24 protein-coding genes, 5 tRNA genes, 1 pseudogene and 1 riboswitch are annotated in these 26,869 nt (G+C 62.0%); of the genes and pseudogenes, 19 read left to right on the top strand and 11 right to left on the bottom strand.

The window, feature by feature from the left end; genetic code table 11:
- Positions 1 to 117: 117 nt before the first annotated feature.
- The 8 genes from glgC (at position 118) to AACQ43_RS14165 (ending at position 3,928) form a co-directional block, all read left to right on the top strand.
- Entirely contained in the window at positions 118 to 1,335 is a 1,218-nt protein-coding gene (gene glgC / locus AACQ43_RS14200; protein WP_011707513.1) for a glucose-1-phosphate adenylyltransferase, read from the top strand.
- Positions 1,325 to 2,785, top strand: coding sequence for a glycogen synthase GlgA (gene glgA / locus AACQ43_RS14195; protein WP_168967672.1), 1,461 nt, complete (start codon positions 1,325 to 1,327; stop codon positions 2,783 to 2,785). The genes glgC and glgA overlap by 11 nt, the downstream gene beginning before the upstream one ends.
- A gap of 116 nt (positions 2,786 to 2,901) precedes the next feature.
- Positions 2,902 to 2,987: transfer RNA gene (locus tag AACQ43_RS14190), tRNA-Leu, on the top strand.
- 55 nt (positions 2,988 to 3,042) lie between these two features.
- Positions 3,043 to 3,128, top strand: a tRNA-Leu gene (locus tag AACQ43_RS14185).
- Between the two features lie 44 nt (positions 3,129 to 3,172).
- Positions 3,173 to 3,258 (top strand) — tRNA-Leu (locus tag AACQ43_RS14180).
- A 45-nt stretch (positions 3,259 to 3,303) separates the two neighbouring features.
- Positions 3,304 to 3,389, top strand: a tRNA-Leu gene (locus AACQ43_RS14175).
- A 71-nt stretch (positions 3,390 to 3,460) separates the two neighbouring features.
- Positions 3,461 to 3,546: transfer RNA gene (locus tag AACQ43_RS14170), tRNA-Leu, on the top strand.
- A gap of 109 nt (positions 3,547 to 3,655) precedes the next feature.
- Complete coding sequence (locus AACQ43_RS14165) at positions 3,656 to 3,928, top strand: late competence development ComFB family protein (protein ID WP_016352123.1); 273 nt, start codon at positions 3,656 to 3,658, stop codon at positions 3,926 to 3,928.
- Here the strand turns inward: AACQ43_RS14165 and AACQ43_RS14160 are convergent.
- Entirely contained in the window at positions 3,923 to 4,132 is a 210-nt protein-coding gene (locus tag AACQ43_RS14160; RefSeq protein WP_011707516.1) for a hypothetical protein, read from the bottom strand. The genes AACQ43_RS14165 and AACQ43_RS14160 overlap by 6 nt on opposite strands.
- A 299-nt stretch (positions 4,133 to 4,431) precedes the next feature.
- Here AACQ43_RS14160 and nhaC point away from each other — a divergent pair, with 299 nt between their 5' ends.
- The 7 genes and pseudogenes from nhaC to AACQ43_RS14125 all read left to right on the top strand — a co-directional run bounded on the left by nhaC (position 4,432) and on the right by AACQ43_RS14125 (position 12,590).
- Positions 4,432 to 5,841: a Na+/H+ antiporter NhaC gene (nhaC, locus tag AACQ43_RS14155; protein WP_168967671.1), complete on the top strand. Its 1,410-nt coding sequence runs from the start codon at positions 4,432 to 4,434 to the stop codon at positions 5,839 to 5,841.
- Between the two features lie 106 nt (positions 5,842 to 5,947).
- Positions 5,948 to 6,871, top strand: a complete 924-nt coding sequence (locus AACQ43_RS14150; protein ID WP_168967670.1) for a LysR family transcriptional regulator — start codon at positions 5,948 to 5,950, stop codon at positions 6,869 to 6,871.
- 199 nt (positions 6,872 to 7,070) lie between these two features.
- Positions 7,071 to 8,216, top strand: a pseudogene (locus tag AACQ43_RS14145) (ABC transporter substrate-binding protein).
- A gap of 72 nt (positions 8,217 to 8,288) precedes the next feature.
- Positions 8,289 to 9,302 carry an ABC transporter ATP-binding protein gene (locus AACQ43_RS14140; RefSeq protein ID WP_011707520.1) on the top strand — a complete coding sequence of 338 codons (1,014 nt, stop codon included), beginning with the start codon at positions 8,289 to 8,291 and terminating at the stop codon, positions 9,300 to 9,302.
- On the top strand, positions 9,299 to 10,267 hold the full coding sequence (locus AACQ43_RS14135; protein ID WP_045788933.1) for an ABC transporter permease: 969 nt from the start codon (positions 9,299 to 9,301) through the stop codon (positions 10,265 to 10,267). Before AACQ43_RS14140 ends, AACQ43_RS14135 begins: the two co-directional genes overlap by 4 nt.
- Positions 10,268 to 10,302: 35 nt before the next feature.
- Positions 10,303 to 11,130 carry an ABC transporter permease gene (locus AACQ43_RS14130; protein ID WP_168967669.1) on the top strand — a complete coding sequence of 276 codons (828 nt, stop codon included), beginning with the start codon at positions 10,303 to 10,305 and terminating at the stop codon, positions 11,128 to 11,130.
- 29 nt (positions 11,131 to 11,159) lie between these two features.
- Positions 11,160 to 12,590, top strand: coding sequence for a gamma-aminobutyraldehyde dehydrogenase (locus tag AACQ43_RS14125; protein WP_168967668.1), 1,431 nt, complete (start codon positions 11,160 to 11,162; stop codon positions 12,588 to 12,590).
- Between the two features lie 156 nt (positions 12,591 to 12,746).
- On the opposite strand, the gene AACQ43_RS14120 is transcribed toward AACQ43_RS14125, so the two are convergent.
- From AACQ43_RS14120 to treR, 5 genes are all read right to left on the bottom strand, one after another.
- Positions 12,747 to 13,079: a hypothetical protein gene (locus tag AACQ43_RS14120; RefSeq protein ID WP_016352131.1), complete on the bottom strand. Its 333-nt coding sequence runs from the start codon at positions 13,077 to 13,079 to the stop codon at positions 12,747 to 12,749.
- Positions 13,080 to 13,421: 342 nt separating this feature from the next.
- Positions 13,422 to 14,012, bottom strand: coding sequence for a sugar O-acetyltransferase (locus AACQ43_RS14115; protein WP_168967667.1), 591 nt, complete (start codon positions 14,010 to 14,012; stop codon positions 13,422 to 13,424).
- Between the two features lie 3 nt (positions 14,013 to 14,015).
- Positions 14,016 to 15,677 carry an alpha,alpha-phosphotrehalase gene (gene treC, locus AACQ43_RS14110; RefSeq protein ID WP_168967666.1) on the bottom strand — a complete coding sequence of 554 codons (1,662 nt, stop codon included), beginning with the start codon at positions 15,675 to 15,677 and terminating at the stop codon, positions 14,016 to 14,018.
- A gap of 68 nt (positions 15,678 to 15,745) precedes the next feature.
- Entirely contained in the window at positions 15,746 to 17,176 is a 1,431-nt protein-coding gene (gene treB, locus AACQ43_RS14105; protein WP_168967665.1) for a PTS trehalose transporter subunit IIBC, read from the bottom strand.
- 191 nt (positions 17,177 to 17,367) lie between these two features.
- Complete coding sequence (gene treR, locus AACQ43_RS14100; protein ID WP_168967664.1) at positions 17,368 to 18,315, bottom strand: trehalose operon repressor TreR; 948 nt, start codon at positions 18,313 to 18,315, stop codon at positions 17,368 to 17,370.
- Positions 18,316 to 18,525: 210 nt separating this feature from the next.
- Here treR and AACQ43_RS14095 point away from each other — a divergent pair, with 210 nt between their 5' ends.
- From AACQ43_RS14095 to ansB, 3 genes are all read left to right on the top strand, one after another.
- The gene (locus AACQ43_RS14095) at positions 18,526 to 19,476 is read left to right on the top strand and encodes an AEC family transporter (protein WP_168967663.1); all 951 of its coding nucleotides are present in this window, start codon (positions 18,526 to 18,528) and stop codon (positions 19,474 to 19,476) included.
- Positions 19,477 to 19,575: 99 nt separating this feature from the next.
- Positions 19,576 to 19,770 (top strand): heavy-metal-associated domain-containing protein, encoded by a 195-nt coding sequence (locus tag AACQ43_RS14090; protein ID WP_043160591.1) that lies wholly within the window; start codon positions 19,576 to 19,578, stop codon positions 19,768 to 19,770.
- Positions 19,771 to 19,902: 132 nt separating this feature from the next.
- The gene (gene ansB / locus AACQ43_RS14085; protein ID WP_168967662.1) at positions 19,903 to 20,961 is read left to right on the top strand and encodes an L-asparaginase 2; all 1,059 of its coding nucleotides are present in this window, start codon (positions 19,903 to 19,905) and stop codon (positions 20,959 to 20,961) included.
- Between the two features lie 90 nt (positions 20,962 to 21,051).
- Here ansB and AACQ43_RS14080 read toward each other — a convergent pair whose 3' ends face one another.
- Positions 21,052 to 22,038, bottom strand: a complete 987-nt coding sequence (locus AACQ43_RS14080; RefSeq protein ID WP_168967661.1) for a sodium:calcium antiporter — start codon at positions 22,036 to 22,038, stop codon at positions 21,052 to 21,054.
- Positions 22,039 to 22,126: 88 nt separating this feature from the next.
- Positions 22,127 to 22,234: riboswitch (yybP-ykoY riboswitch) on the bottom strand.
- Between the two features lie 195 nt (positions 22,235 to 22,429).
- Here AACQ43_RS14080 and AACQ43_RS14075 point away from each other — a divergent pair.
- Positions 22,430 to 23,017, top strand: coding sequence for a superinfection exclusion B family protein (locus AACQ43_RS14075; protein WP_010635988.1), 588 nt, complete (start codon positions 22,430 to 22,432; stop codon positions 23,015 to 23,017).
- Positions 23,018 to 23,077: 60 nt separating this feature from the next.
- On the opposite strand, the gene AACQ43_RS14070 is transcribed toward AACQ43_RS14075, so the two are convergent.
- The 4 genes from AACQ43_RS14070 to AACQ43_RS14055 form a co-directional block, all read right to left on the bottom strand.
- Positions 23,078 to 23,536: a methylglyoxal synthase gene (locus AACQ43_RS14070; protein ID WP_168967660.1), complete on the bottom strand. Its 459-nt coding sequence runs from the start codon at positions 23,534 to 23,536 to the stop codon at positions 23,078 to 23,080.
- 88 nt (positions 23,537 to 23,624) lie between these two features.
- The gene (locus AACQ43_RS14065) at positions 23,625 to 25,730 is read right to left on the bottom strand and encodes a DUF885 domain-containing protein (protein ID WP_168967659.1); all 2,106 of its coding nucleotides are present in this window, start codon (positions 25,728 to 25,730) and stop codon (positions 23,625 to 23,627) included.
- A gap of 202 nt (positions 25,731 to 25,932) precedes the next feature.
- A complete protein-coding gene (bfr, locus tag AACQ43_RS14060) occupies positions 25,933 to 26,412 on the bottom strand; it encodes a bacterioferritin (RefSeq protein WP_011707537.1) in 480 nt (159 codons plus the stop codon).
- 142 nt (positions 26,413 to 26,554) lie between these two features.
- Positions 26,555 to 26,761 (bottom strand): bacterioferritin-associated ferredoxin, encoded by a 207-nt coding sequence (locus AACQ43_RS14055; protein WP_016352142.1) that lies wholly within the window; start codon positions 26,759 to 26,761, stop codon positions 26,555 to 26,557.
- Positions 26,762 to 26,869: the final 108 nt, after the last annotated feature.

Below are 26,869 nucleotides of genomic sequence, written 5' to 3'. Positions count from 1 at the left end.
GAGCCCCATACGGGATCTGATAAGGTAATTGTCACACCTCAAACCACCCCTTTAGGGGTGTTTTTTTGCATCAGATTGAAAACCTTTTCATAGTATGAATTCAGGGAGAGAAATACGATGGCAGGCATACTCACCATGATCCTGGCCGGCGGCGAAGGTACTCGCCTCCAGCCACTCACCACCACCCGCAGCAAGCCCTCGGTTCCCTTCGGCGGCAGCTACCGACTGATCGACTTCGTCCTCAACAACTTCGTCAACGCCGACTTCCTGCGCATCTACGTATTGACCCAATTCAAGTCCCAGTCCCTCTATCTGCATATGAAGAAGGGGTGGAACATCGTCGGCATCACGGATCGCTTCATCGACCCGATTCCGGCCCAGATGCGGATGGGCAAACGCTGGTATGACGGCACCGCTGATGCCATCTACCAGAACCTGCGCTTCATCGAGATCTCCGACCCCGAGCACGTCTGCATCTTCGGCTCCGACCATATCTACAAGATGGACGTGAGCCAGATGGTGACCTTCCACAAGCAGAAGGCCGCCGCCCTGACCGTCGCCGCCCTGCGCATGCCCATCGAGGAGGCGAGCGCCTTCGGGGTAATCGAGGTGGATCAGGAGGGCCGGATGATTGGCTTTGAAGAGAAGCCCAAGCGACCCAAGCACATCCCCGGCGATCCCACCCAGGCGCTGGTCTCCATGGGCAACTACATCTTCGAGACCGAGGCGCTCTATCGCGAACTCAAGCGCGATGCCGCCGAGGAGAACTCCAGCCACGACTTCGGCAAGGACATCATCCCCAGCCTGTTCCCGCGCGCTCCGGTCTATGTCTATGACTACAGCACCAACGTCATTCCGGGCGAGAAACCCAACGTCTACTGGCGCGATGTGGGGACGCTGGACTCCTACTGGCAGGCGCACATGGACCTGGTGGCCGACGATGCCCCCTTCTCTCTCTACAACCGCAAGTGGCCGCTGCATACCCACTACCCGCCGCTGCCGCCCGCCACCTTTGTCGACACCGACGACTGCAAGGTGAAGATTGCCAACTCGCTGATCTCCGGCGGCTGCTTCATCCAGGGCAGCCAGATCCAGCGCTCCATCCTGGGTTTTCGCTGCAACGTGGGGCCTTGCAGCCACATCAGCGAGTCGGTCCTGCTCGGGGACGTGAAGATCGGCGAGGGCTGCTCCATTCGCCGCGCCATCATCGACAAGAACGTTGAAATTGCGCCCGGCACCGTGATCGGTGAAAATCTGGACCATGACAGAGAACGATTTACCGTGTCCGAAGGCGGTATCGTCGTGGTACCTAAGGGAGCAAGAGTTGGCTATTAACCCACTGAAAATCCTGTTCGTTGCCTCGGAAGTTGAGGGGCTTGTGAAGACCGGGGGCCTGGCGGACGTGGCCAGAGCCCTGCCGCTGTACCTGGCCCAGAAGGGGCATGATGTCAGGATCATGCTGCCCTTCTACAAGACGATAAAGCGACGGGATGAGGCCAAACTGCTAGTTTCGCGCTGGCTGCCAACCCACCCGGGCCTGCCGGATATCGGCTATCGCATCTATCAGATGGATCTGGAGGGAGTCTGCGTCTACCTGCTCGACTGCCCGCAGTACTTCGATCGCCCCCAGCTCTACGCCGAAAACAACCAGGCCTATCCGGACAACGGCGAGCGCTTTGCCTTTTTGGCCGCGGCTGCGCTGCACGCCAGCGAACAGCTCGCCTTTGCCCCCGACATAGTGCACTGCAACGACTGGCACACCGGCCTGCTGCCGCTGCTGCTGAAAACCCGTCACGCCCACAACCCCTTCTTCCAGCACACCCGCAGCGTGATCAGCATTCACAACGCGGCCTTTCAGGGGGTATTCGAGCGCCAGCAGTTCTGGGCGGTGCCCGAGATTGCCGACTACGAACAGCGCATCAGCTACGACTACGGCCACGTCAACCTGCTCAAGTGCGGTGTGCTCTATGCCGACAAGATCAATGCAGTCAGCCCCAACTATGCCAGCGAATTGCTGACCCACCTGGGCGCCCACGGCATGGCCAGCATCTTCCAGCAACGGGCGGCGGATCTGCGCGGCATCCTCAACGGCTGTGACTATCAGGACTGGGATCCGGCGTTCGACGACTTCCTGCCAGCCACCTATGACGTCGACAACCTGGCCGGCAAGCGCATCTGCAAACAGAGCCTGCAACAGGAGACCGGCCTGCCGGTGGTGGACCTGCCTATCTATGGCATGGTGTGCCGGCTGACCGAGCAGAAGGGCGTTCACCTGCTGCTGCCGGTGCTGGACAAATTTCTGCATCACAAGGTGCAGGTGGTGATCGTCGGCTCGGGCGATCCCTCCCTCGCAGCCCAGTTGCAGACCCTGGCGCAACAATTCCCGGACCGGCTCGCCTTCATCAACACCTATGACGACCGGCTCGCTCATCTGGTGGAAGCGGGTGCCGACTTCTTCCTGATGCCCTCCCTGTTCGAACCGTGTGGACTCAACCAGATGTACAGCCTGGCCTATGGCACCCTGCCGCTGGTGCGGGCCGTCGGCGGCCTGAAAGATACGGTGGTGGACTGGGATGCCGACCCGGAGAACGCAACCGGCTTCTGCTTCAACGATCCAACCGCCAACATCTTGCTCGATGCCATGCGCCGCAGCCTGCTCTACTACCTGCAGGATCCAGAACAGTTTGCCCGGGTGCAGCGCAATGCCATGAACACCCGCTTCAACTGGCCGGATTCGGTCACTCAATACGAGCAGATGTATCAGGACGCACTGGCCCGCAACTGAGGCTGATTGCTGAAGTTTTGTCCCCTTGATGCTGCTTTGAACGTCAACAGCGAAAAAAGTCCCCTTTGGCTGTTGACGCTCCTTCAAAACTCTATAGAATCCCCCACCGCAGTGATGCGAAGGTGGCGGAATTGGTAGACGCGCTAGCTTCAGGTGTTAGTGTCCCACGGATGTGAGGGTTCGAGTCCCTCTCTTCGCACCATACTGCAACATGCTTTATCAGACAGCATGTCAATCCAGACTGATAACCCGAATGTGCGAAGGTGGCGGAATTGGTAGACGCGCTAGCTTCAGGTGTTAGTGCCCCCCGGGTGTGAGGGTTCGAGTCCCTCTCTTCGCACCATGCTTCTCCAGACAGCATGTAAATCAAAACTGGTAACACAATGTGCGAAGGTGGCGGAATTGGTAGACGCGCTAGCTTCAGGTGTTAGTGTCCCACGGATGTGAGGGTTCGAGTCCCTCTCTTCGCACCATGCTTTATCCAGACAGCATGTAAAACCAGACTGGAAACCCGATGTGCGAAGGTGGCGGAATTGGTAGACGCGCTAGCTTCAGGTGTTAGTGCCCCCCGGGTGTGAGGGTTCGAGTCCCTCTCTTCGCACCATGCTTCTGGCATGTAAAACGCAGAAAATGCGCTCCAACCGCATTTAAAAACCAGCTGGAGAAAATCAGTGTGCGAAGGTGGCGGAATTGGTAGACGCGCTAGCTTCAGGTGTTAGTGTCCCACGGATGTGAGGGTTCGAGTCCCTCTCTTCGCACCATTCATTATGCAAAAGGCCCATCACGAAAGTGATGGGCCTTTTGTTTTTACCCCTTGTTATGACTATGCTTTTGACGACTCACCGCCCATCGTCATGCCAAGGAACGCATATGATACTGGATACCGACATTCACAACTTCTACGAGCATCTGGTGCTCAAGGAGATTGAGAGACAGGGGCTCAACCAGAAGCTGAGCGCCAACCAGATGGCCGATCTCTGCTGTCTGACCCTGAACCAGCTGCCCTCCCACTACATTCGTCACGACGTCGACATGATCTACTTCCTGACCGATGCCAAGCGTACCGAGATGGAGAAAAACGTCATCGAGTCGCTCAAGCTGGCGCAAGAGAAGGTGCAAAGCGCCCCGGCTACCTCGTCATAACCAGGGCTGCTGCCAGATCAGGGCCGCGACTCCCGTCATACCGGCCACCGGCAGCAGGATCAGCGCAGGCCTCAGCCTGGGTTCCAGCATGACCCAGGCGGCCAGCAAGAAGCCCAGGCTCCACATACCATACGCCTTGTCCTGACCCCAGATCAGGATCGCCAGCAGCCCGATCAGCAGCATGGCTCTCACTATCCATCTCATGACACACTCCCCTCCAACAATTGATAACAATTATCATTTGTATTTTAGGAGTATGCAATCGGACTTTTCTATCGGAGTCGAATGTCCCATCGGGGCAAACAGAGCACTCAAAAACGGGTTATGAGATCAACTAATTTGTAAGTTTTTCAATCAAAACTGCATTTTTGCTAAATCAGTTGGGATTTGTCCCCCCAGGTTTGTGGTAGATTGCGGCCTCTTTTTGGGTGGGCCCCTCGGGATACGTGTATCCACAGGACGAGAGGGACTGACCTTGGCGAGCAAGAGTTTAGGAAGTATCTATGCAAAACCAACAAAACCACATCCGATTGCCGGGCATGTCACAGGTGTTTGCCTGCCTGGCCATTTTCCTGGCCCTGGCCTTCTCCTTCACCAGCGTGCTCGACCTGCCAATCCAGTTGGCACTGTTCATCGCCTGGTTCGTCATCATGGGGCTTGGCATCAAACTCGGCCATGATTACAAATCCCTGGAGCAGGCGGCCGTCGACGGCGTCGCCAAGGGGATGGGGGCCATCCTGATCCTGGTCTCCGTCGGTGCTCTGGTGGGCACCTGGATTGCCGGCGGCATCGTCCCCAGCATCATCTACTTCGGCCTCAAGGTGATTCACCCGTCCATCTTCCTGCTGGCGACCCTGATTATCTGCTCGCTGACCTCGCTGGCCACCGGCACCTCCTGGGGCTCGGCCGCCACCGCCGGCATCGCCATGATGGGGATCGGCCACAGCCTCGGCGTGCCCGCGCCGCTGGTAGCGGGTGCCGTGCTCTCCGGCGTCTATTTCGGTGACAAGCTCTCCCCGCTTTCCGACTCCGTGGTGCTGGCCTCGACCATGTCCAACGTCGACGTGATGGAACACATCAAGAGCATGCTACCCATCAGCCTGTTCTCCTACGTCATCACCGCCGCCCTGTTCACCGTGGTCGGCATGCAGTACTCCGGCAACGTCAGCCTGGAGCAGGTCAACCTGGTGATGGAAGCGCTCGACAAGCAGTTCAACATCACCCCGCTGGCCATAGTCCCGGTGGTACTGGTGCTGGGCCTGTTGGCCAATCGCAAACCCGCCTTCCCGGTGATCAGCTTCGGCGCCCTGCTGGGCCTGATCTGGGCCATCCTGTTCCAGGACATGGATCCGGTCAAGGCGATGCACTCCGCCTACAGCCCGTTTGCCATCACCTCCGGCGTCGACTTCATCGACAACATCCTGGGCCGCGGTGGCATGGAGTCCATGCTGGGCTCAGTGGCCGTCATCATCTTCGGCTTGGGCTTCGGTGGCCTGCTGGAGAAGGTCGGCATCCTGGAAGTGATCGCCAGCGCCTTCGAGAAGCGCATCAAGGGGGCCGGCAGCCTGACCACCCACACCATAGGTACCGCCTTCCTGGCCAACGTGTTCGGCTCGGCCATGTATGTGTCGCTGATCCTGACCCCCAAGATCATGGCCAAGAACTACGACCGGCTGGGACTGGCACGCAAGAACCTCTCCCGCAACGCCGAGTTTGGCGGCACCCTCACCTGCGGCATGGTGCCCTGGAGCGACAACGGCATCTTCATGGCCGGGGTACTGGGGGTGGCGACCCTCGACTACCTGCCCTACATGTGGCTCAGCTTCACCTGCATCATGGTGACCATCACCCTCGCCTACATGGGCAAGGCGGTGAACCGGATCCCGGTGATCGAGGCGGCCAGCTCCCGCTAACCGCCGGAAAAACCATGACAAAAGGCGCCAGCACGGCGCCTTTTGTCTGGCCGTGATTCGAGGTTAAGCTGGCAGTCACTTTGATCACATGCGGCAGGACGCCCAGATGAACTTCACCTTTCGCCAGATCCGCTATTTCGTAGCGGTGGCCGACAGCTTCTCGGTGAGCCGTGCCGCCGCCGAGTTGCACATCTCCCAGTCGGCTGTCACCAGCGCCATCCGCGAGCTGGAGACCGAGCTCGGCGCCGCCCTGTTCGAGCGCAATCCACGCGGCGTCAGCCTCACCACCCAGGGTCACCAGTTTCTGCTGCACGCCCGTCGCATCCTCGGCGCCATGACCGAAGCCGGCCAGTCCCTCAAGGCGGTGGCCCAGCAGGATCAGGGGCGGCTCACCATAGGCGTGACCACGCTGGTGGCCGGCTACTATCTGTCGGAAGCGCTCGGCCGCTTTCGCCGCGCCTTCCCGGCGGTGCAGATCGAGGTGAAGGAGGATGAGCAGCCCTACCTCGAGCACCAGATCGTCAACGGCGAGGTGGACGTGGGGATCCTGATGACCAACCGCACCATCCGCCAGGAGGCGTTCGATACCGAACTGCTGACCCGCTCGCCGCTGCGGGTCTGGCTCGCCGCCAACCACCCGCTCTGCGCCGAGTCGACCCTCTCTCTCAAGGCGCTCGGCGAGGAGCCCATGATCTCGCTGACCGCCGACCAGCTGGACCAGATCATCGGCGGCGGCCTGCGCCGCTACGGCATAGCGCCACGCATCGTGCTGCGTACCGCCTCGGTAGAAGCGGTGCGCAGCCTGGTGGCGAGCCAGCTCGGGCTCGCCCTGCTGCCGGACTTTGCCTACCGCCCCTGGTCGCTGGAGCAGGAGCGGGTCGAGGCCCGCACCATCAAGGAGCCCATTCCCGCCATCGACATAGGGTTGGTGTGGCGGCGTGGCTCGCGGCTGGATTGGACCGCTCGCGAGTTCATCGACATAGTGCGGGATCAGAGCCGGCTGCGAGCACGTCAGCCACTCGCCCGCTGAGCCTGCCCCTGGCACTGTCGTGGCATCTGCCGCAGAAATTCAGATTCATCTGCACTCGATATCGATTTAGCAGATACCTCTGGCGTTAAAAATTGAAATTCTCATTGCTCACGGCTTCTCCTACGCTCATGGCTGGTTAACAGGATGTTAATTGTCAGCGTAGCATCACAACCGTGCCCGCCCCAGCAAGGAGAGCAAGATGAAACTGACCCCCCTCACCCTGGCCCTGATCCCCGCCCTGCTGGCAGGCCAGGTCCAGGCTGCCCCCACCACCCTCGGCAAGGGTGAAGGCCAGCTCAACATCGTGGCCTGGGCCGGCTACGTGGAGCGCGGCGAGACCGACAAGAACTACGACTGGGTCACCAGCTTCGAGCAAGAGACCGGCTGCAAGGTCAACGTCAAGACGGCCGCCACCTCGGACGAGATGGTGGCGCTGATGAACGAGGGGGGCTTCGATCTGGTGACCGCCTCCGGCGACGCCAGCCTGCGCCTCATCGCCGGCGGCAAGGTGCAGGCACTGAACCTGGCGCTCATTCCGAGCTACGGCAAGATAGACCCCCGCCTGCAGAATGCCCCATGGCACACGGTAGACGGCAAGCACTACGGCGTGCCCTACCAGTGGGGCGGCAACATCTTGATGTACAACACCGAGGTGTTCCCCAAGGCACCTGACTCCTAGAGCGTGGTGTTCGAGGAGCAGACCCTGCCGGACGGCAAGTCCAACAAGGGCCGGGTGCAGGCGTTTGACGGCCCCATCCACATCGCCGATGCCGCCCTCTATCTGATGAGCCACCAGCCCGCGCTCGGCATCAAGGATCCTTACGAGCTGAACGAGGATCAGTACAAGGCCGCCCTCGACCTCTTGCGCCAGCAGCGTCAGCTGGTGGGACGCTACTGGCACGACGCCTTCGTCCAGATCGACGACTTCAAGAACGAGGGGGTGGTGGCCTCCGGCTCCTGGCCGTTCCAGGCCAATACCCTGATCGCCGACAAGCAGCCCATCGCCACGACGGTGCCCAAGGAGGGCGTCACCGGCTGGGCCGACACCAGCATGGTACACAGCGAGGCGAAGAACCTCACCTGTGCCTACAAGTGGCTGGAGCACTCCCTCAACAACAAGCTGCAGGGGGATCTCGCCTCCTGGTTCGGCTCCGTGCCTGTGGTGCCAGCCGCCTGTGAGGGCAATGCCCTGCTCGGGAAAGAGGGGTGCAAGACCAACGGCATCGACAACTTCGATCGGGTGCGCTTCTGGCGTACCCCCGTCACCCAGTGCAAGAGCCAGGGAACCTGCGTGCCTTACTACCGCTGGGTCTCGGACTATATCGCAATCCTGGGTGGTCGCTGAGGTGCCTCAGTAAATGCCGATATGGGGCCGGACAGGAGTCCGGCCCGCTTCCCACACAGACAAGGACGCCCCATGAATGCCGTACAATTTGACCGGGTCAGCCGCCACTATGGCGAGGTGAAGGCGGTCGATGACATCTCCTTCCAGATCCCGGCCGGCGAGTTTTTCACCCTGCTGGGGCCGAGCGGTTCCGGCAAGACCACCTGCCTGCGAATGATTGCGGGCTTCGAATACCCGAGCGAGGGGGAGATCCGGCTGTTCGGCGAGCCCTGCTCCACCGTGCCCCCCTACGATCGTAACCTCAATACCGTGTTTCAGGACTACGCCCTGTTTCCCAACATGGATGTGCGCGACAACATCGGCTACGGCCTGATGCTCAAGGGCGTCGCCAAGGCGGAGCGTTACCGCAAGGTGGACGAGATGCTGGAGCTGGTACGCTTGCCCGGCGTCGGCAACCGCAAGCCGGGCCAGCTCTCCGGCGGCCAGCGCCAACGCATCGCCATCGCCCGGGCACTGATCAACCAGCCGCGCATCCTGCTGCTGGACGAACCGCTCGGGGCGCTCGACCTCAAGCTGCGCGAGCAGATGCAGCTCGAACTGAAAGCCTTGCAGCGCCAGCTCGGCATCACCTTCATCTTCGTCACCCACGACCAGCAGGAGGCGCTCTCCATGAGCGACCGGATCTGCATCTTCAATCAGGGCAAGATCGAGCAGATCGCCGCGCCGGATACCATCTACGACGCCCCCGCCACCCCCTTCGTTGCTCGCTTCGTCGGCACCGTCAACCTGTTCGAAGGGGAGCAGGCCCGCCGGCTGTGCGGCGATGCTCAGCAGATGATGGTGCGCCCGGAGCGGATCCGGCTCGCCGAGGCCGGCACACCGGGCTGGTCCGGGGAAGTGCGCGAGGTTGAGTACCTCGGCCCCTTCGTGCGCTACCGGGTTGATCTCGGCGAGCAGCTCGAGCTTATCGTCAACCACCCCAACGAGGGCCAGGCCCGCCTGCCCCGTGGCGCCCGGGTCAGCCTCAGCTGGCCGGAGCAGGCGATCCATCACCTGCACACCGCCCCTCAGGGAGCTCAACCATGAGCGCCCCCCACAGTGCGAGCCTTGCCATGAGCCAACCCACTGCCCCCCTCTCCTATCGGCCGCTGCGGCGCCTTTCCACCCTGCTCTACGGGCGGCCAGGCCTGCTGCTGGCCATCCTGCTGGGGCCACCGCTGCTCTGGCTCGGCATCATCTATGTCGGCTCCCTGCTGATGCTGCTCTCCAACGCCTTCTTCGGACTGGACGAGTTCAGCGGCCAGATCCGCCACGAGCTGGGACTGCAGAACTTCGTCGCCCTGCTGCGGGCGGAGAACCTGGACGTGATCCTGCGCACCGTCGGCATGTCGCTGCTGGTGACCCTGGCCTGCGCCCTGCTCGGTTTTCCGGTGGCCTACTACATGGCGCGCTACACCAGCGGCAAGACCCGGGCCCTGTTCTACGTCGGCATCATGCTGCCGCTCTGGTCCAGCTATCTGGTGCGGGTCTACGCCTGGAAGCTGATCCTGGCCAAGGAGGGGGTCATCAGCTGGCTGGCAGACACCCTGGGACTGGACTGGCTGCTGGACGCCATCCTCTCGCTGCCGGTGATCGGCGGGCCGTCGCTCTCGTTCTCGCGCATCGGCACCTTCATCGTGTTCGTCTACGTCTGGCTGCCCTTCATGATCCTGCCCATCCAGGCAGCGGTGGAGCGGATCCCGCGATCCTTGCTGGAAGCGAGCGGCGATCTCGGCGCCACCCCGGCCCAGACCTTTCGCACCCTGATCCTGCCGTTGGCTCTGCCCGGCGTGGTGGCGGGCTCCATCTTCACCTTCTCCCTGACGCTGGGGGACTACATCATCCCCGGCATCATAGGCAACTCCACCATGTACATAGGTCAGGTGGTCTACATGCAGCAGGGCACGGCGGGCAACCTGCCCTTCGCCGCCGCCTTCTCGCTGGTGCCGATCCTCATCATCGCCATCTATCTGGCGATAGCAAAACGCCTGGGGGCCTTTGATGCGCTTTGAATCAATCGCTTTGAACCGGCAGCAAGGAGGCCGTCATGTCAGCTAGCTCAGTGATCAGTCAGGGAGAGCGCCCTTCGGGCCTGCTCAAGTACGCGGCCATCGGCGGCCTCTTGTTCCTGCACTTCCCGATCCTGTTCATCTTCCTCTACGCCTTCACCAGCGAGAGCAAGAGCTACCAGTTCCCACCCCCCGGGCTCACCCTCAAGTGGTTCGAGGTGACCCTCAACCGCCCCGACGTGTGGCGCGCCATCCAGCTGTCGCTGGAGGTAGCGGGGCTGGCGACGCTGGCCGCCATGGTGCTTGGCACTCTGGCGGCGGGGGCCATCGCCCGCAGCCGCTTCTTCGGCCAGGAGGTGGTATCGCTGTTGCTGGTGCTGCCCATCGCCCTGCCCGGCATCGTCACCGGCATCGCGCTGCGCTCCGCCTACGGGGTGATGGAGATCCCTTTCAGCTTCTGGACCATCGTCATCGGTCACGCCACCTTCTGCGTGGTGGTGGTCTACAACAATGCCCTGGCGCGCTTTCGCCGCACCAACCAGAGCCTCATCGAGGCGTCGATGGATCTCGGTGCCGACGGCTTCCAGACCCTGCGCTACGTGATCCTGCCCAATCTGGCCACGGCACTGCTGGCGGGGGGTATGCTGGCGTTTGCCCTGAGCTTTGACGAGGTGATCGTCACCACCTTCACCGCTGGCCAGCAGACCACGCTGCCGATATGGATGTATCAGGAGCTGATCCGGCCACGGGACAGGCCGGTCACTAACGTGGTGGCGCTCATCATAGTGGCCTTCACCACCATTCCCATTCTGCTTGCCTACTATCTCACCCGCGACGGCCAGGACGTTGCCGGCAGTGGCAAATAACGACTCAACGCGTGCGCAAGGATGCAACCATGAAACTCTCTACCCAACTTTTGATCGACGGTCAGTTCGTCACCGGTGACGGCCAGGCCGAGCCCATCCTCAACCCGGCCACCGGGGAGCTCATAGCCTCCGTGCCAGAAGCCTCGTTCGAGCAGGTGAACCGGGCGGTGAACGGCGCCCAGCGCGCCTTCGCCCAGTGGAGCCGCACCACCCCGGCGAGCCGCAGTACCCTGCTGCTGCGCCTGGCCGATGCCATCGAGCGCCACGCCGAGGAGTTTGCGGCCCTCGAATCCCTCAACTGCGGCAAGCCCTATCTGGCGGTGCTCAATGACGAGCTGCCGGCGGTAGTGGACTGCTTCCGCTTCTTCGCCGGCGCCGCCCGCTGCCTGCAGGGGCCGCTGGCGGGGGAGTACATCGAGGGGCACACCAGCATGATCCGCCGCGACCCCATCGGTGTGGTGGGCAGTATCGCCCCCTGGAACTATCCGCTGATGATGGCGGCTTGGAAGATGGCCCCGGTGCTCGCCGCCGGCAATACGGTGGTGCTCAAGCCCTCCGAGCAGACCCCGCTCACCGCCCTGCGCCTGGCGGAGCTGGCCAGCGAGCTCTTCCCGCGCGGCGTCATCAACATCGTCTGCGGCCGGGGCGAGAGCGTTGGGGCGCCGCTGGTGGAGCACCCGCTGGTGCGCATGGTGTCGCTCACCGGTGACATCGCCACCGGCCAGAAGATCCTGCAGAGCGCCGCCCGCACCATGAAGCGCACCCACCTGGAGCTGGGGGGCAAGGCACCGGTTATCATCTTTGACGATGCGGATCTGGAGGCCGTGGTGGCGGGCATTCGCACCTTCGGCTTCTACAACGCCGGCCAGGATTGCACAGCCGCTTGCCGCATCTATGCCCAGGGCAAGATATACGACAAGTTCGTCGCCGCCATGACCGAGGCGGTCGCCTCCATCAAGGTGGGCGGTCCGCGCGAGGAGGGAGTGGAGATGGGGCCGCTCATCTCGGACCGGCAGCGCAACCGGGTGGCCAGCTTCGTGGAGCGGGCCCAGAGCAGCGGTCATGTGGAGGTGACGGCGGGAGGCAAGATCCGCCCCGGCAACGGCTTCTTCTTCGAACCGACCCTGATCGCCCATGCCCGTCAGGAGGATGAAATTGTGCGCCGGGAGGTATTCGGCCCGGTTGTGTCGGTGACCCGCTTCAGCGACGCCGAACAGGTGGTGCAGTGGGCCAACGACTCGGACTACGGCCTCGCCAGCTCGGTCTGGACCAAGGATCTGAGCCTTGCCAGCAAGGTGGCCAGCCACCTGCAGTACGGCTGCACCTGGATCAACACCCACTTCATGCTCACCTCCGAGATGCCCCACGGCGGCATGAAGATGTCCGGCTACGGCAAGGATCTCTCCCTCTATGCGCTGGAGGACTACACGGTACCGCGCCACATCATGCTCAAGCTGTGAAACCCGGCCAGCCGAAGACGAAAAGCAGAAGGCCCCGCATGGCGGGGCCTTCTCTCTGAGCACTCTGCATCTGCACGCCACTGTGGCGATCATGGCCGGGGACGGTACCGGTCGTACCGGTGCGGTCTGCGGCCATCGCGCCAGGGCGTCGTCGGCTTAGCGCTGCTTGCCGCTGCCGATACCGAACGGAATGCGGTAGTCGCTGCTCTGATCACCCAGGCTCACGGTCAGGTTGCCCTGAGTGCGGCTCGGGATCTGCACTTGCTGGGTGCCCATCAGGTTGGCATGGACGGAGGCAACCACGTCGCCAGACTCGTCACGCACTTCCAGCATGGGGTTGGCCTTGCCTTCGACGGCGGCGGTCGCGTGCCAGTTCACAAACAGCACGCCCGGGGCGGCGTTGAAGTCAGCCGGAACGGAAGCCTGGGCGAAACCTGCGGTCATCAGGCCTGCAACGGCCAGCATCTTGATTACGTTTTTCATGTTCATTCACTCTCTTGGTTTTTATGTCATTGCCTGGGCCGACGGGCCCGAATCAATGCATCCTTGCAAGAGGTTATTCAAATAGTGTGTTGTTCTTTCACCGACATCTGGCACCCTGTTTGAGAGTGCCACAGCCTTGAACGACCAGTTATTTGGCCGCTTGGCGTTCCTGCCTAAGCGTTGAGTGAATATTAAACATCCAGGTCCGTCATTGTTAGCGAGATAAACTGGCCTACATATTCAAAAAATCTGAAGTGGCTGTACATCCTGGGTTCAGCCAATGACGGACGAGAAAAAGGGCAGGATAACCTGCCCTTGGTGTTGGAAAGTGCGCGCTGGCCGGTACCACTAGCCACCAGCCAACTCTTCCTCCGTCATGGGTCGCAGTATCTTGCAGGGGGTGCCGGCCGCCACCACGCCCGCTGGCACATCCTTGGTCACCACCGAACCCGCGCCGATGACACTGTTGTCACCGATGGTGACGCCGGGGCAGATAACCGTGCTGCCACCAATCCAGACGTTGTGACCGATCCGCACCGGCTTGCCGAACTCGACACCCCTGATGCGCAGCGCGACGGCAACCGGGTGAGCGGCGGTGTAGATCTGCACCCCGGGCGCCAGCAGCACGTTGTCGCCGATGTGCACCTCACAGACGTCGAGGATGGTGCAACCCACGTTGGCGTAGAAGTTCTCCCCCACGAAGATGTTGGCGCCATAGTCGCAGAAGAATGGCGGATTGATGGCACACTCCTGGCCGCGGCTACCAAGCAGCTCGTGCAGCAAAGCATCCCGCGCCGGTTTCTCCTGCCAGCTGGTGTTGAAGGTGTGATAGAGCCTGCGGCAGCGCTCGCGCGCCGCTTTCAGCTCGGGATCGCCCGCATCATAAGGTTCCCCCGCCACCATCTTCTGCCACTCGGCACCGCGCACCACCTTCTCCATTACCTACTCCATCAGCCAGATCAGGGATTCATAAGGGCGCAGCATACCCGATTGCGGTTGGGCCGGGCTATCCGGGTAGTTGCCGAGCAGCAGCCGACCCTTCCCGCTTTGCAGCTCGGCAGGCAAGGCAAACTCCACCGGCTCGCCGTAGAAGTTGCTCACCACCAGCAGGGTCTGACCGTTGGCGCGGCGGGCATAGGCCCAGATCTGCGGGTGCCCGGTCAGCAGCTCCTGATAATCCCCCTGGGTGAAGATGGGGTGCGCCTTGCGAAGGGCGATGAGATCCCGATAGTGCCAGAACACCGAGTGCTGGTCGGCCAGCGCCGCCTCGGCGTTGATCTCGGAATAGTTGGCGGCAGGCTTGAGCCAGGGCGTCCCGCTGGTGAAACCGGCGTTGGGGGCGGCACTCCACTGCATCGGGGTGCGCGAGTTGTCGCGGGACTTGGCACCGAGAATGGCGAGGATCTCGGCCTCGCTCATCCCTTCGGCCTGCTTGATGGCGAAGATGTTGCGGCTCTCCACATCCTGATAGTCATCGATGCGCTGATAGCCGGGGTTGGTCATGCCGATCTCCTCCCCCTGATAGATGTAGGGGGTGCCTTGCAGGCCGTGCAGCGTGCAGGCCAGCATCTTGGCGGCCACTACCCTATGCTCACCCTCATCGCCGAAGCGGGAGACGATGCGCGGCTGATCGTGGTTGCACCAGAACAGCGCCGACCACCCCTTGCCGTGCATGCCGCTCTGCCAGTGGTTGAAGATGCGCTTAAGTTCGAGGAAATCGAACGGCGCCTTGGTCCACTTGTCGCCGTTGGGGTAATCCACCTTCAGATGGTGGAAGTTGAACACCATGGAGAGCTCGGAGCCATCGAGGGCGCCATAGCGCTGGCAGTGCTCCAGAGAAGTAGAGGACATCTCCCCCACCGTCATGGCTCCCACCGGAGCAAACACGTCGCGGCTCACATCCTGCAAAAATTCGTGGATGCGCGGCCCGTCGGTATAGAAGCGGCGGCCATCGCCTATCTCGTCATTCGGGAACGCCTGATTCTTGGAGATGAGGTTGATAACGTCGAGGCGGAAACCGTCCACCCCCTTCTTGGCCCAGAAGTGGATGATGTTTTTCACCTCGGCACGTACCGCCGGGTTTTCCCAGTTGAGATCCGCCTGCTCGCGGGCAAACAGGTGCAGGTAGTACTGACCGGTGAGCTCATCCAGCTCCCAGGCGCTGCCGCCAAACTTGGATTGCCAGTTGTTGGGCACGCCCCCCTCCACCGGGTCTTTCCAGATGTAGTAGTCGCGGTAGGGACTGTTTTTATCCCCCAGCGCCGACTTGAACCAGGCGTGCTCGGTGGAGGTGTGGTTCACCACGATATCCATCACGATGCGGATGTCGCGCGCGTGGGCGGCGGCCAGCAGCGCCTCGAAATCAGCCATGGTGCCGTAAGCGGGGTCGATGGCAAGGTAGTCGGCGATGTCGTAGCCGTTGTCCACTTGCGGCGAGACGTAGACCGGGGTCAGCCAGAGGGCATCGACATCGAGGGTCTTGAGATAGTCGAGGCGGGCCATGATCCCCTTGAGATCGCCGGTGCCACGGGCAGCGGAATCCTGAAAGCTCTTGGGATAGATCTGGTAAATCACGGCGCTCTGCCACCAGGGTGTTTGGCTCATGGGTCTTGCTCTTGTCTCGAATGAAAAAGGGAGAGGGCGACCCCTGCAGGTCGCCCTGATGCGTGGAATCAGGCGCTGGCCTGGGCCAGCTTGCCGGCCGCCTGCTGGCGCTGGTAAACCAGCAGGGTCAGCACCACAGGCACCACGATGGCCACCAGCATGGCAAGGGAGTAAACGGCCCAGTATTGCGGCTGGATGGAGAGGATGCCCGGCAGGCCGCCTACCCCGATGCCGTTGGCCATCACCCCGGCGAAACCGCAGATAAGGGCAGCAAGGCTCGAGCCCACCATAGCGCACAGCATGGGGAACTTGTACTTGAGGTTGATGCCGTACATCGCCGGCTCGGTCACCCCCAGATAGGCGGAGATGGCGGCAGGCACCGAGATCTCTCGTTCGTTCTCCTTGCGGCTAATCAGAATGATGCCGACGACTGCAGAAGCCTGAGCGATGTTGGAGAGGGCGATCAGCGGCCAGATCGGGGTGCCACCCATGCTCTGCATCAGCTGCAGATCCACCGCGTTGGTGGTGTGGTGGATGCCGGTGATGACCAGCGGCGCGTAGAGGAAACCGAACAAGGCGGCACCGATGGGGGCAAACGAACCTGTCATGGCCGCCTTGGCAGCGAAGCCGACGCCCTCACCAATCCAGCGGCCGAACGGGCCGATAAAGGCGTGGGCCACAATCACCGCCAGCAGCAGCGAAACGAACGGCACAATCACCAGATAGAGATAGGCCGGAATGATGCGCTTGAGGTTGGTCTCTACCCAGGCGAGGAACACGCCCGCCAGCAGCGCCGGAATGACCTGCGCCTGATAACCCACCTTCTGGATCACGAACAGGCCGAAGTCCCACACCTCGGGAGTCTGCTGGCCGATGCCGTAGGCGTTCATCAACTGCGGCGACACCAGCGTGATACCGAGCACGATACCGAGGATCTCGGAGCCGCCCATCTTCTTGACCGCAGACCAGCAAACACCGACCGGCAGGAAGTGGAAGATCGCCTCGCCCAGCAGCCAGAGGAAGGCATGCACCTGAGCCCAGAACTGGCTGATCTCGGTGAGGGTGTGAGTGCCATCGTCGAACATCTTGATGTCACCGATGACGTTGCGAAAGCCCAGGATCAAACCACCGGTGATGATGGCAGGCAGCAGCGGCACGAAGATCTCCGCCAGATGGGAGATGCCCCGCTCCAGCGGATTCATGTTCTGGCGCGCCGCCTGCTTGGCGGCCTCCTTGCTGCCGCCGCTGACGCCGATCTCTTCGGTCAGCGCCTTGTACCACTGCTCTACCTCGTTGCCGATGACCACCTGGAACTGGCCGCCCTGGGTGAAGCTGCCCTTCACCGCCGGGATGGTTTCGATGGCCTTGCTGTCGGCCTTGGCCGGATCGTTGAGGACGAAGCGCAGCCGGGTCAGGCAGTGGCTGACGGTGGCGATGTTCTCCTTGCCACCGATCTTGTCGATGAGCGTGGCCAGGTGTTGTGCGTTGATCTTGGACATGAGTCTTCCCTCTGTGACTCCATTGATATTGGTCTGCGTCGCCCTTTTGGGCCAGTCAGTGGGCCCGAGCGTTTTTGGTATCGTTCCCATTTAGCATGCCGACAATCTGGCCAGATCAAAATGGGAACGTTCCCATTTCGTGGCCGAGCTCACAAAAAGCACAGTTTTTGTGCAGGACTAGGTGATGGCAATCACAGAGGGTGGCTGGGGGCTATGGTCGCCAGCGGGGGCAGATCCTGCTCGATCTGGCCGAGCAGCTGACGAGCCGCCTGCTCGCCCGCCCCCTTGTAGCCGAGATCCAGGCTGAGGGCGTTGGGGAAGAGAAAGCTGAGCATGGGGTTGTTGCCAAGGCCGGTCACCAGCACCTCGCTGCGTCCCTGCTCCTGCAGGTATTTCGCCGCGCCGATGGCGAGGGTGTCGCTGGCGCAGACCAGGGCGCCGGTGGTCGGGGTGAGCAGCTCCCCCGCCAGCCGGTAGCCGCTCTGCAGGCTGAGATCGCCGAGGGCGCTGCGCGCCGCCAGCCCCTGCTCGGCACAGTAGCCGAGGTAGGCGTCGAGCCGGCGCTGGCCGGTGGTGAGGTCGCTGGTATCCACCCCCAGGTAGGCGATGTCGCGAATGCCGCGGGCGGCAAGCTGGTCCAGCATGGCGTGCACCGCACCGGCATCGTCGAAACAGACCGAGGAGAAGCCGGGATGTTCGCGCGCCACCAGCACCAGCTTATCCCTGAGCGGCGCCATGGCGGCATAGTCCAGATCGTTGAAGGCGAACAAGATGATGCCATCCACCCCGCGCCGCTCCAGCACCGCCAGATGCTCCTGCACCTTGGCGGGGGAGAACTTGCTCTCCATCAGCACGGCGTCGTAACCGCGCTGGTAGAGAGTCTCCAGCATGCCGCGCACCGCCTGGTTTTCCGAGCTGGAGTCGAGCCGCGAGACGATGATCCCCACCACCTGCTGGCTCTGGCTGCGCATGGCCCGCGCCGACTTGCTCGGCACGAAGCCGTGTTCGGCGATGATCTGCTCCACCCGCTCGCGCGTCGCCTGCTTCACCTTGGGATCCTGATTGAGCACCCGGGAGACGGTCGACTTGCCGACACCACTGAGTCGGGCGATATCGAGGATGGTCAGTTTTTTGTCCATGAAGTGGCTCACAGGGGCTCGGCGGTGGAATTGCCCACATTGTTGTGATTAACCCCTGTGAATACAAGCCCATGGCGTTAGAATGCCCCTTTGGCCCCGGCGAACGCCGTGCCATTCGCCATCGCACAGGACGCGCATCATGGGTCTATTCGCCAGTCTGCTTCAATCTCCCTCCGTCACGGGCCCCGTCTATCGCACAGGAGATCCATCATGACTCTGCTAGCCAGTCTGCACTTCTCCCTCTCCATCACGGGCCCCATCTGCGTGGTGCTGCTGCTCGGCATCTGGCTCAAGCAGCTGGGTCTGTTGCCCGACAGCTTTGTCGAGTCCGCCTCCCGCCTGGTGTTCCAGGTCACTCTGCCCGCCCTGCTGTTCCTCAGCATGGTGCGCACCGACTTTTCCACCATGCCGAGCCCTTGGCTCATCCTCTACGGCCTGCTCGGCACCCTCACCGGCTTTCTGGTGCTAGAGCTGCTGGCAGCCCGCTTCATCCCCGAGCGGTGCCAGCGCGGCATCTTCGTGCAGGGCAGCTTTCGCGGCAACATGGGGATCATGGGGTTGGCCTATGTACAGAACGCCTACGGTGCCGAGGGGATCGGCGCCGCCGCCCTGCTGGTGGGCTCGGTCACCGTGCTCTACAACGTGCTCGCGGTGATCACCCTCACCCGCAGCCTGGGGGGCAGCAAGGGGAGCAAGCCGATCCTCAAGGGGATCGCCAAGAATCCGCTGATCATCGCCATTCTGTCCGCCCTGCCCTTCGGCCTGCTCGGCATCGAGCTGCCCCAGCTGGTGATCACCACCGGCAGCTACTTCGCCAACATGACCCTGCCGCTGGCCCTGCTCTGCACCGGCGCCAGCCTCAACCTCAAGGCACTGCGCGGGGGCGCCCTGCTGACCGGCTGGGCCACCGCCAACCGGCTGTTCTGCATCCCCGTGTTGCTGGTGATGGGGGCCTGGGCGCTGGGTTTCAGCCCGCAGGCGCTCGGCATCCTGTTTCTCATCAGCTCCACCCCCACCGCCGCCGCCAGCTATGTGATGACCCGCGCCATGGGGGGCGACAGCGTGCTGGCAGCCAACATCATCGCCACCACTACGCTGGGTTCTCTGGTCAGCACCAGCCTGGGCGCTGCCCTGATGAACTACCTGGGACTGATGGGCTAGCCAGCAGCAAACGTGCTGGCCCTCACCCCCTCATCGCCCCTTGACCTTGCCGCGGGCGGCAGCTTTACGCTGATTGCCTATCAACAGAGGAGATATCCCATGACCATCGAACTCACCGTCTCCGGCATGTCCTGCGGTGGCTGCGCCGCCAGCCTGCAAAAAGCCCTGCTGGCCCAGCCTGCCGTCAGCAGCGCCAGCGTCGACTTTGCCAGCAACAAGGCCGTCATCGAGAGCGAACTGAGCAAGGCCGAGCTGATCGCCCTGATCGAAGCCAAAGGCTTCTCGGCGAGTTAAATTATCTCTATATAGGTATAAAACAGGTTAAAATTCTGTACCCAGCTGTTTTTTGGTGAGAGTCATCACAAACCCCGGCAATAGAAAGCGCAAACTTGCTGCAATTTTTCTCACCTCAGAAGGATTTGCTGCATGACTCTCCCGATCCGCAAGACCCTGCTCGCCGCCGTCCTCGGCCTGACCCTCTCCCCGATAGCCATGGCCCTGCCCAACGTCCATATCCTGGCCACCGGCGGCACCATTGCCGGGGCGGGACAGTCCGCCACCCAGTCCAACTACGAGGCTGGCAAGGTGGCCATCGAGACCCTGATCGCCGCCGTGCCCGAGATGAAGAACGTGGCCGACGTGCAGGGTGAGCAGGTGGTGAAGATCGGCTCCCAGGACATGAACGACGAGGTGTGGCTCAAGCTGGCCAAGCGGGTCAACGAGCTGCTGGCCAAGGATGATGTGGATGGCATCGTCATCACCCACGGCACCGACACCATGGAAGAGACTGCCTACTTCCTCAACCTGACCGTCAAGAGCGACAAGCCGGTGGTGCTGGTCGGTGCCATGCGCCCCTCCACCGCCATGAGTGCCGACGGCCCGATGAACCTCTACAACGCCGTGGTGACCGCCTCTGACCCCGCCTCCAAGGGACGTGGCGTCATGGTGGCGATGAACGACACCGTGCTCGATGCCCGCGACGTCACCAAGACCAACACCACCGGGGTGCAGACCTTCGCCTCCCCCAACTTCGGCCCGCTCGGCTACATCCACAACGGCAAGATCGACTATCAGCGCAGCCCGGCCCGTCTGCACACCAGCAAGACCCCGTTTGACGTGAGCAAGCTCGACAAGCTGCCGCAGGTCGGCATCGTCTACAGCTACGCCAACGCCACCGATCTGCCGGCCAAGGCGATGGTGGATGCCAAGTTCGACGGCATCGTCAGCGCCGGGGTGGGTAACGGCAACCTCTACCACACCCTGTTCGATACTCTGGCCAAAGCGAGCAAGGACGGCATCCGGGTCGTGCGCTCCGCCCGCGTACCGACCGGCTCCACCACTCTGGATGCCGAGATCGATGACGCCAAGTACGGCTTCGTCGCCGCCGAGACCCTCAACCCGCAGAAAGCGCGGATCCTGTTGATGCTCTCGCTCACCCAGAGCAAGGATCCGGCCCAGATCCAGCGCTGGTTCCAGCAGTTCTGACCCCCTTGCCGGCATCGGCCGGCATGGGGTAATGACAACAACAAGGGCGGGACAAGATCCCGCCCTTTTGCATGTGGTCTGGCTGGTGCCTCAGCTCGCCATCAGCCAACCGCAGAAGCCAAGATAGATCAGCCCCACCCAGGCGAGCCTGCCCGCCGTCATCCGCTCCCGACTGAACCCCCACCACAACAGCGCGACTGCCAGCAGCGTCACCAGCGAGGAGACCATCATGGTGCTGTCCAGCAGCCAGGGGGTGAACAACAGGCAGAACGCCTTGGGAATGGTGCCCTGGATCATCATGGCCCCCGAGATATTGGCTAGCGCCAGCCGGTGCTTGCCCTGCCGCACCCAGATCAGCACGTTCATCAGCTCGGGCATCTCGGTCGCCACCGGGCTCAACAACAGGGCCGCCAGCACCGGCGAGAGGCCAAACAGCTCGCCCATGCTCTCCAGCTGGTGAACGAACAGCTGGGCCGCCAGCGCTACGACCACCAGAGCCACCAGGGTTTGCAGCAGCACCTTGCCGAGCGCCGGGATCTCGGCGCCCGGATCCAGCTTGAGGGGCTCTGGCAACTCGACCTCGTGGCTGTCGGTCTGCTTCAGCTCGCGCCGCACATAGACCAGGTACACCAATACGAACAGCGGGGCCAGCCAGGTTTTACCGGTGAAGGTCACCATGCCGAGGGCCATCGCCACCAGGAAGATGCCGACGAACCAGGCCTGATCGCGGCCTATCTCGCGCTGCACCTCGCCATCGATGGCCCTGTGCTCGCGGCTCATGCACAGCAGCAGGGTCACGCCGACGGCGGCATAGCCAATGGTGGAGAGTACCAGCGGACCGCCGAGGGCAGCGCCTATCCCGATCTGCTGCTGAGCGGGGGCATTCCCCATCAGCAATGCGGTCAGGGTGACGATGCACTCGGGCAGGGCCGTGCCGAGGGCAGCCAGCAGGGAACCGGTGGCACTCTGGGAAAATTTGAAGTGGTGGCCGGTCCATTCGATGCCGTTGACGAAATATTCGCAGGCCAGATAGATGGTGACGGCAGAGAGCAGAAATAACAGCAGGGTGATCAGCATGATGAGTAACCGCCAGGCGAGCAGAACAACCAATGGACCCGATACGGCTCGCCCGGCTGGCTTGCATATCGAGGCCAAAGGTCTTGCAGAGCGATGGATGCCATCGCCGCCCATGCCATGGATCTGAGGATCCAAGAATGTTGACATGGGCCCTGCCCGGATCACGGGCGGGTTGCTACTCCCCTATGACAGTGCGGGCTTTTTACCAAGTTGAGTGCTGCCTCACAAGGCAAACTAATGATCATTCGCTCAACAAGTTGTAAGGGAATGTAACCGTGCCCTCCACCGGTTTTGCCGTCCGGACCCACTCCCCTGCCGCTGAACGCTTCGCCTTGGCACACAGTTTGCTATGAGATGACTACTGTCCACACTGATTTGGGAAGGGTGAACGATGAAACGGTGGATCCAACATTTCTATCAACTGAACCGCCTCAACTGGCTGATGGTCTGGCTGCTGCTCTGCTGCAGCATCATCCTGCTGTTTCCGGCCGGTTTGATGAAGGGAGCCGTCAGCCAGTGGGCCGCGACACACGCCGCCTGGCTCGGCGTCGGCATGCTGATTGCCATCTCCTACTTCTGCAGTCAGGGCTTCCTGATCGCCTGGGAGTGGGCCTGCGACGAGTGGCAGTCCCGCCGCCAGCAGGATCAGCTGGCCCAGATGATCTCCTTTCTCGACTTCAACGAGAAGGCGGTGCTGCGCGAGTTCGTGCTGCAGCGCAAAAGCGTCATAAACTTGCCGATCACCGAGCCTGCCGTCAAAAACCTGATGGATGCCGGCGTACTGACCTATGCCTATGGCAAACCGGTACGCGAGAAAGAGGACGAGAACCAGATCCGCGCCCTGATGATCGCCCTGCCGGCCCGGCCGCTGCTCACCTACAAGGTATTGGGGCTGTCGCGCGGCAAGATGAGTGACGAGCAGGTGGAGCAGATCATGAATGCCAGACCCAAGTTCGCGCAGAAAAGCTTCCAGCGCTGATCTTCGTTCCCGCCAATAAAAAGAGCCGGCCCCATGGCCGGCTCTGTCGTTTCTGCCCCGTTACTGGGTTCTGGCCTTGAGATAGCCGGCATAGTCCGGGATCTGAACACTGAACGCCTGGCGCATGTGGGGGCAGTCCATGATGAAATCGGCGGTCGCCTCGTTGGTGGCAACCGGGATGTTCCAGACTGCCGCAAGGCGCAGCAAGGCCTTCACGTCCGGATCATGGGGCACCGCATTGAGGGGATCCCAGAAGAAGATCAGCACGTCGATCTTGCCCTCGGCGATCAGGGCGCCGAGCTGCTGGTCGCCCCCCATGGGGCCGGAGAAGAGACAAGTGATGGGCAGTTGTGCCTGCTTGCCGAGCATGGTGCCGGTGGTGCCGGTGGCGTAGAGGTGGTGGAGCTTGAGCTCCTCCTTGCGCCGCATCACCCAGTTCAGCAGGGGGGTCTTCATGTTGTCGTGAGCCACCAGCGCCACTCGCTTGTGGGCCGCCATCTCACGGGCGATCTGTTCCATGGGCATCATCCGTAGCAGTGTTGTTTGAATAGAGCCGTATCCTAATCGAAAGCGGCGCCCGTTGCCTTGCCGGGCGCCGTAACTGTGATCACTTCGACTGTTCAATCCACTGCTTGTTCTTCTGCTCCAGCACCGAGATGGGCAGCATGCCGTATTCCAGCACATGGTGGTGGAACGCCTTGAGGTCAAAACCTCCGCCCAGCGCCTGCTCGGCCGACTCCCGCATCCGGATCAGCGCCAGCTGGCCCGCCTTGTAGGAGGTCGCCTGGCCGGTGTAGGCCATGTAGCGGGGCACCTCGGAGCTGATGTCCCCCGCCCCCAGCGCCGAGTTCTCCTTCATGTAGTTGACGGCCTGGTCGTGGCTCCAGCCATACCAGTGGATACCGGTATCCACCACCAGCCGCATCGCCCTCAGCATCTCCTCGTTGAGGCGGCCGAAGTACTGCAGCTGGTTGTTGAAGGCGGACGAGCCCTCGACCTTCACGTCCCCCACCGCCGGATCATAGAGACCGCGCCCCTGATAGAGCCCCATGTCGTGATCCGCCAGGTATTCGGTGTAGAGCGCCCAGCCCTCCGCATAGGCGGTGTAGGAGGCGTTCGCCACGTACTGCGGGAAGTCGGGATCCTTGGCGGCCAGCTCCTGGGCGATGGTGATCTGGAAGTGGTGACCCGGCGCCGCCTCGTGGTCCAGCAGGGTGCTGATGTTCCAGCTCTGCAGACCATAGGGGTAGTAGGTGTTGAGGAAGAACTGCCCCTTGCGACCGGTCTGCGGGTTGCCGTCCTGATACCAGGCCACCCCGCCGTATGGCGCATCTTCATAGGAGACGGGCACCACCTCGTAATCCAGCTTGGGAATGGTGCGCTCGGCATCGAAGAAGTCAGGCAGCACCAGCGCCGCCTTGCTCTTGAAGGCATTGTACTCCTGCAGTGCCCGCTCATGTTCGGCCAGCGCCTGCTGCTGCGGCCCGCTCAGGGTCGCACCGGCTGCATTGTCCGGGTTGAGGCCGGCGGACCAGACCGCCAGCGGATTCTGGTAGAAGAAGGCCGGCTCGTTCAGATAGCGGAAGAAGGCGTAAATCTGGCCACTCTGCTTGCTCTGGGCCACATCGTCGCTGTCACACTTGCCAACGGTATGGCACACCTTGACCATGGCGCCGAAGATCCGCTCCACCTCGCTCAGCCCAAGTGCATGCACCTGCTCCGGCGTCATGTCGGTGGTGGTGTGCTTCTTCAGCAGCCAGCGATACCAGTCGCGCCCATTGGTCATGCCGCAGAAACCGTCGTCGCACTCGCCGCTGCCAAGGCGCACCGCATAGGCGCCGCCGTGCTGGTAATCCAGATAGTCGCGCAGCGCCAGATAACGGCCGTTGATGCTGTCCAGCACTCCCTTGTACTCGCTGCGCAGCGCCTCATCCGCCTCTCCCGGCAGCTGCTGCCAGCCGAGATAGGCGCCGGCGATCGCCTCCCCATCCAGCTTGCTGTTGAGCTGGGCCAGCAGCCGGTCCACCAGCTCGTCCGGCAGGGTGTTGCCCTGAGCGCTGCCCAGTTCGAACTGGTGCTTCACCTCGGCAAGGTAGCCGTCATAGGCCTTGAGCCAGGTGAGGTGCTCCTGATACCAGGCCAGTGGCGCGGTAGCGGCCCTCGCCTTGCTCACCGGAACCGGGGCTGCGGCCGGGCGATCGATATCACGCCGCCAGGCGGCATCCCCCGGCGCGACCCGCTCGGCCGAACTCTGCTCGAAGTAGTCGAAGCCGCGCTCGACGGTGCGGGCGGCCCTGCCGCTGGCGGGCGCAGCCCCCACCTCATCGGCCAGATCCACCACCCGGTTGCGGAAGTGATGGATCGGGATCTGGGACTGGGGCAGATCGTAACCCGCCAGGTTGATCTGCAGATCCCAGCGGATCATGTCGTAGAACAACCGGTCCCGTTCGCTCAGCACGCTCGAGTCCAGGGCATCCAGCCGTTTGAGCAGGGCACTGTCGAGGGCCTTGCGCTTGGCGATGCTGGCGCCATCGATGGCAAAACCGTAGGGGTCGAGCGCCTGGCCTTCGCGCAGGGCCTCGTCCATGGTTTGCATCAGAGAGGCCTTGGTGGCGGCGGGATCCGCCGGGGCGTTGGAGCTGTTGTCGTTGCAGGCAGCGAGCGAGAGTGCGATGGCGCAAGCCAGCGCCAGCTTGTTGGGCAAGAAGTGCATGGTGTAGTCCTTTAACCGTTGTTATTGTTTGTCCCCAATAAGGGGTTCCAATAGTGCATCTCTCCCGCGGACTTTTTTGCGACCTGATTAACAAAAATAAGCTTACTTTTCATGGTGATAAGCCTCATGAAAAGCTATGCAACCAGACATTAAAAAACCCGCCGCAGCGGGTTTTTTAATCGTTTTTTCATGCCATAACTATTCAGGATCCGCCGTGATGCAGCTGGGACTGCTGATAGTTCTCCAGCCCGATGCGATCGATGAGATCGAGCTGGGTTTCCAGCCAGTCCACGTGCTCCTCCTCGTCTTCCAGGATCTCCTGGAACAGGTCGCGGCTGATGTAATCCTGCACCGACTCGGCATAGGCGATGGCGACCTTCAGATCCGGGATGGCATCCATCTCCAGCGACAGGTCGCAGCGCAGCATCTCCTCCACCGTCTCGCCGATGCGAAGCTTGCCCAGATCCTGCAAGTTGGGCAGCCCTTCCAGAAACAGCACCCGCTTGACCAGCTCGTCGGCGTGTTTCATCTCGTCGATGGACTCGTGATACTCCTTGTGCCCGAGCGCCTTGAGGCCCCAGTCATCGTAGATGCGGGCATGCAGAAAATATTGGTTGATGGCTATCAGCTCATTGGCCAGCACCTTGTTGAGGTGGGCAATGATCTTGGGATCTCCTTTCATCGACAGTGCTCCTTGGTTCGTGCCTGAGGCTGAGATCCTTAGAGCTTAGTCCAGAAAAGTGACAACAAGAGGTCAGGTGAGCCAGCTCGCCTGCGGGAAGGGATTGAAAAAGCGGGCCGGTTTAACCGGCGACAGACCCTGCTCAGGCAACCTCGTAGTAGAGCGGCGCCTGTTCCAGCTCGGCTTTGTCGAGTTCGGCGGCGATGATCTCCATGGTCATGCGCACGCATTTGCCACACTGGGCACCCACTTCGAGCGACTGCTTGAGCTGGCGAAACTCGGTCTTGCCGGCCTGTACCGCCTTGCGGATCTGGGAATCTGTGATGCCGCGGCACAAACAGACGTACATAGTGCTTACCTCATGCTGGATTGCCATAAAATCTAAATGAGAATGGTTCGTAGTGCAAATAACGATTGGTAATAAGATCCCCCGCTTGCCAGCCATCAGCCCCTTGGT

The organism is Aeromonas sp. DNRA1 (assembly GCF_963888745.1).
GTDB lineage: Bacteria > Pseudomonadota > Gammaproteobacteria > Enterobacterales > Aeromonadaceae > Aeromonas > Aeromonas hydrophila.
Note: the sequence above shows the minus strand (reverse complement) of the source record. Positions and strands in the feature narration are given on the sequence as shown.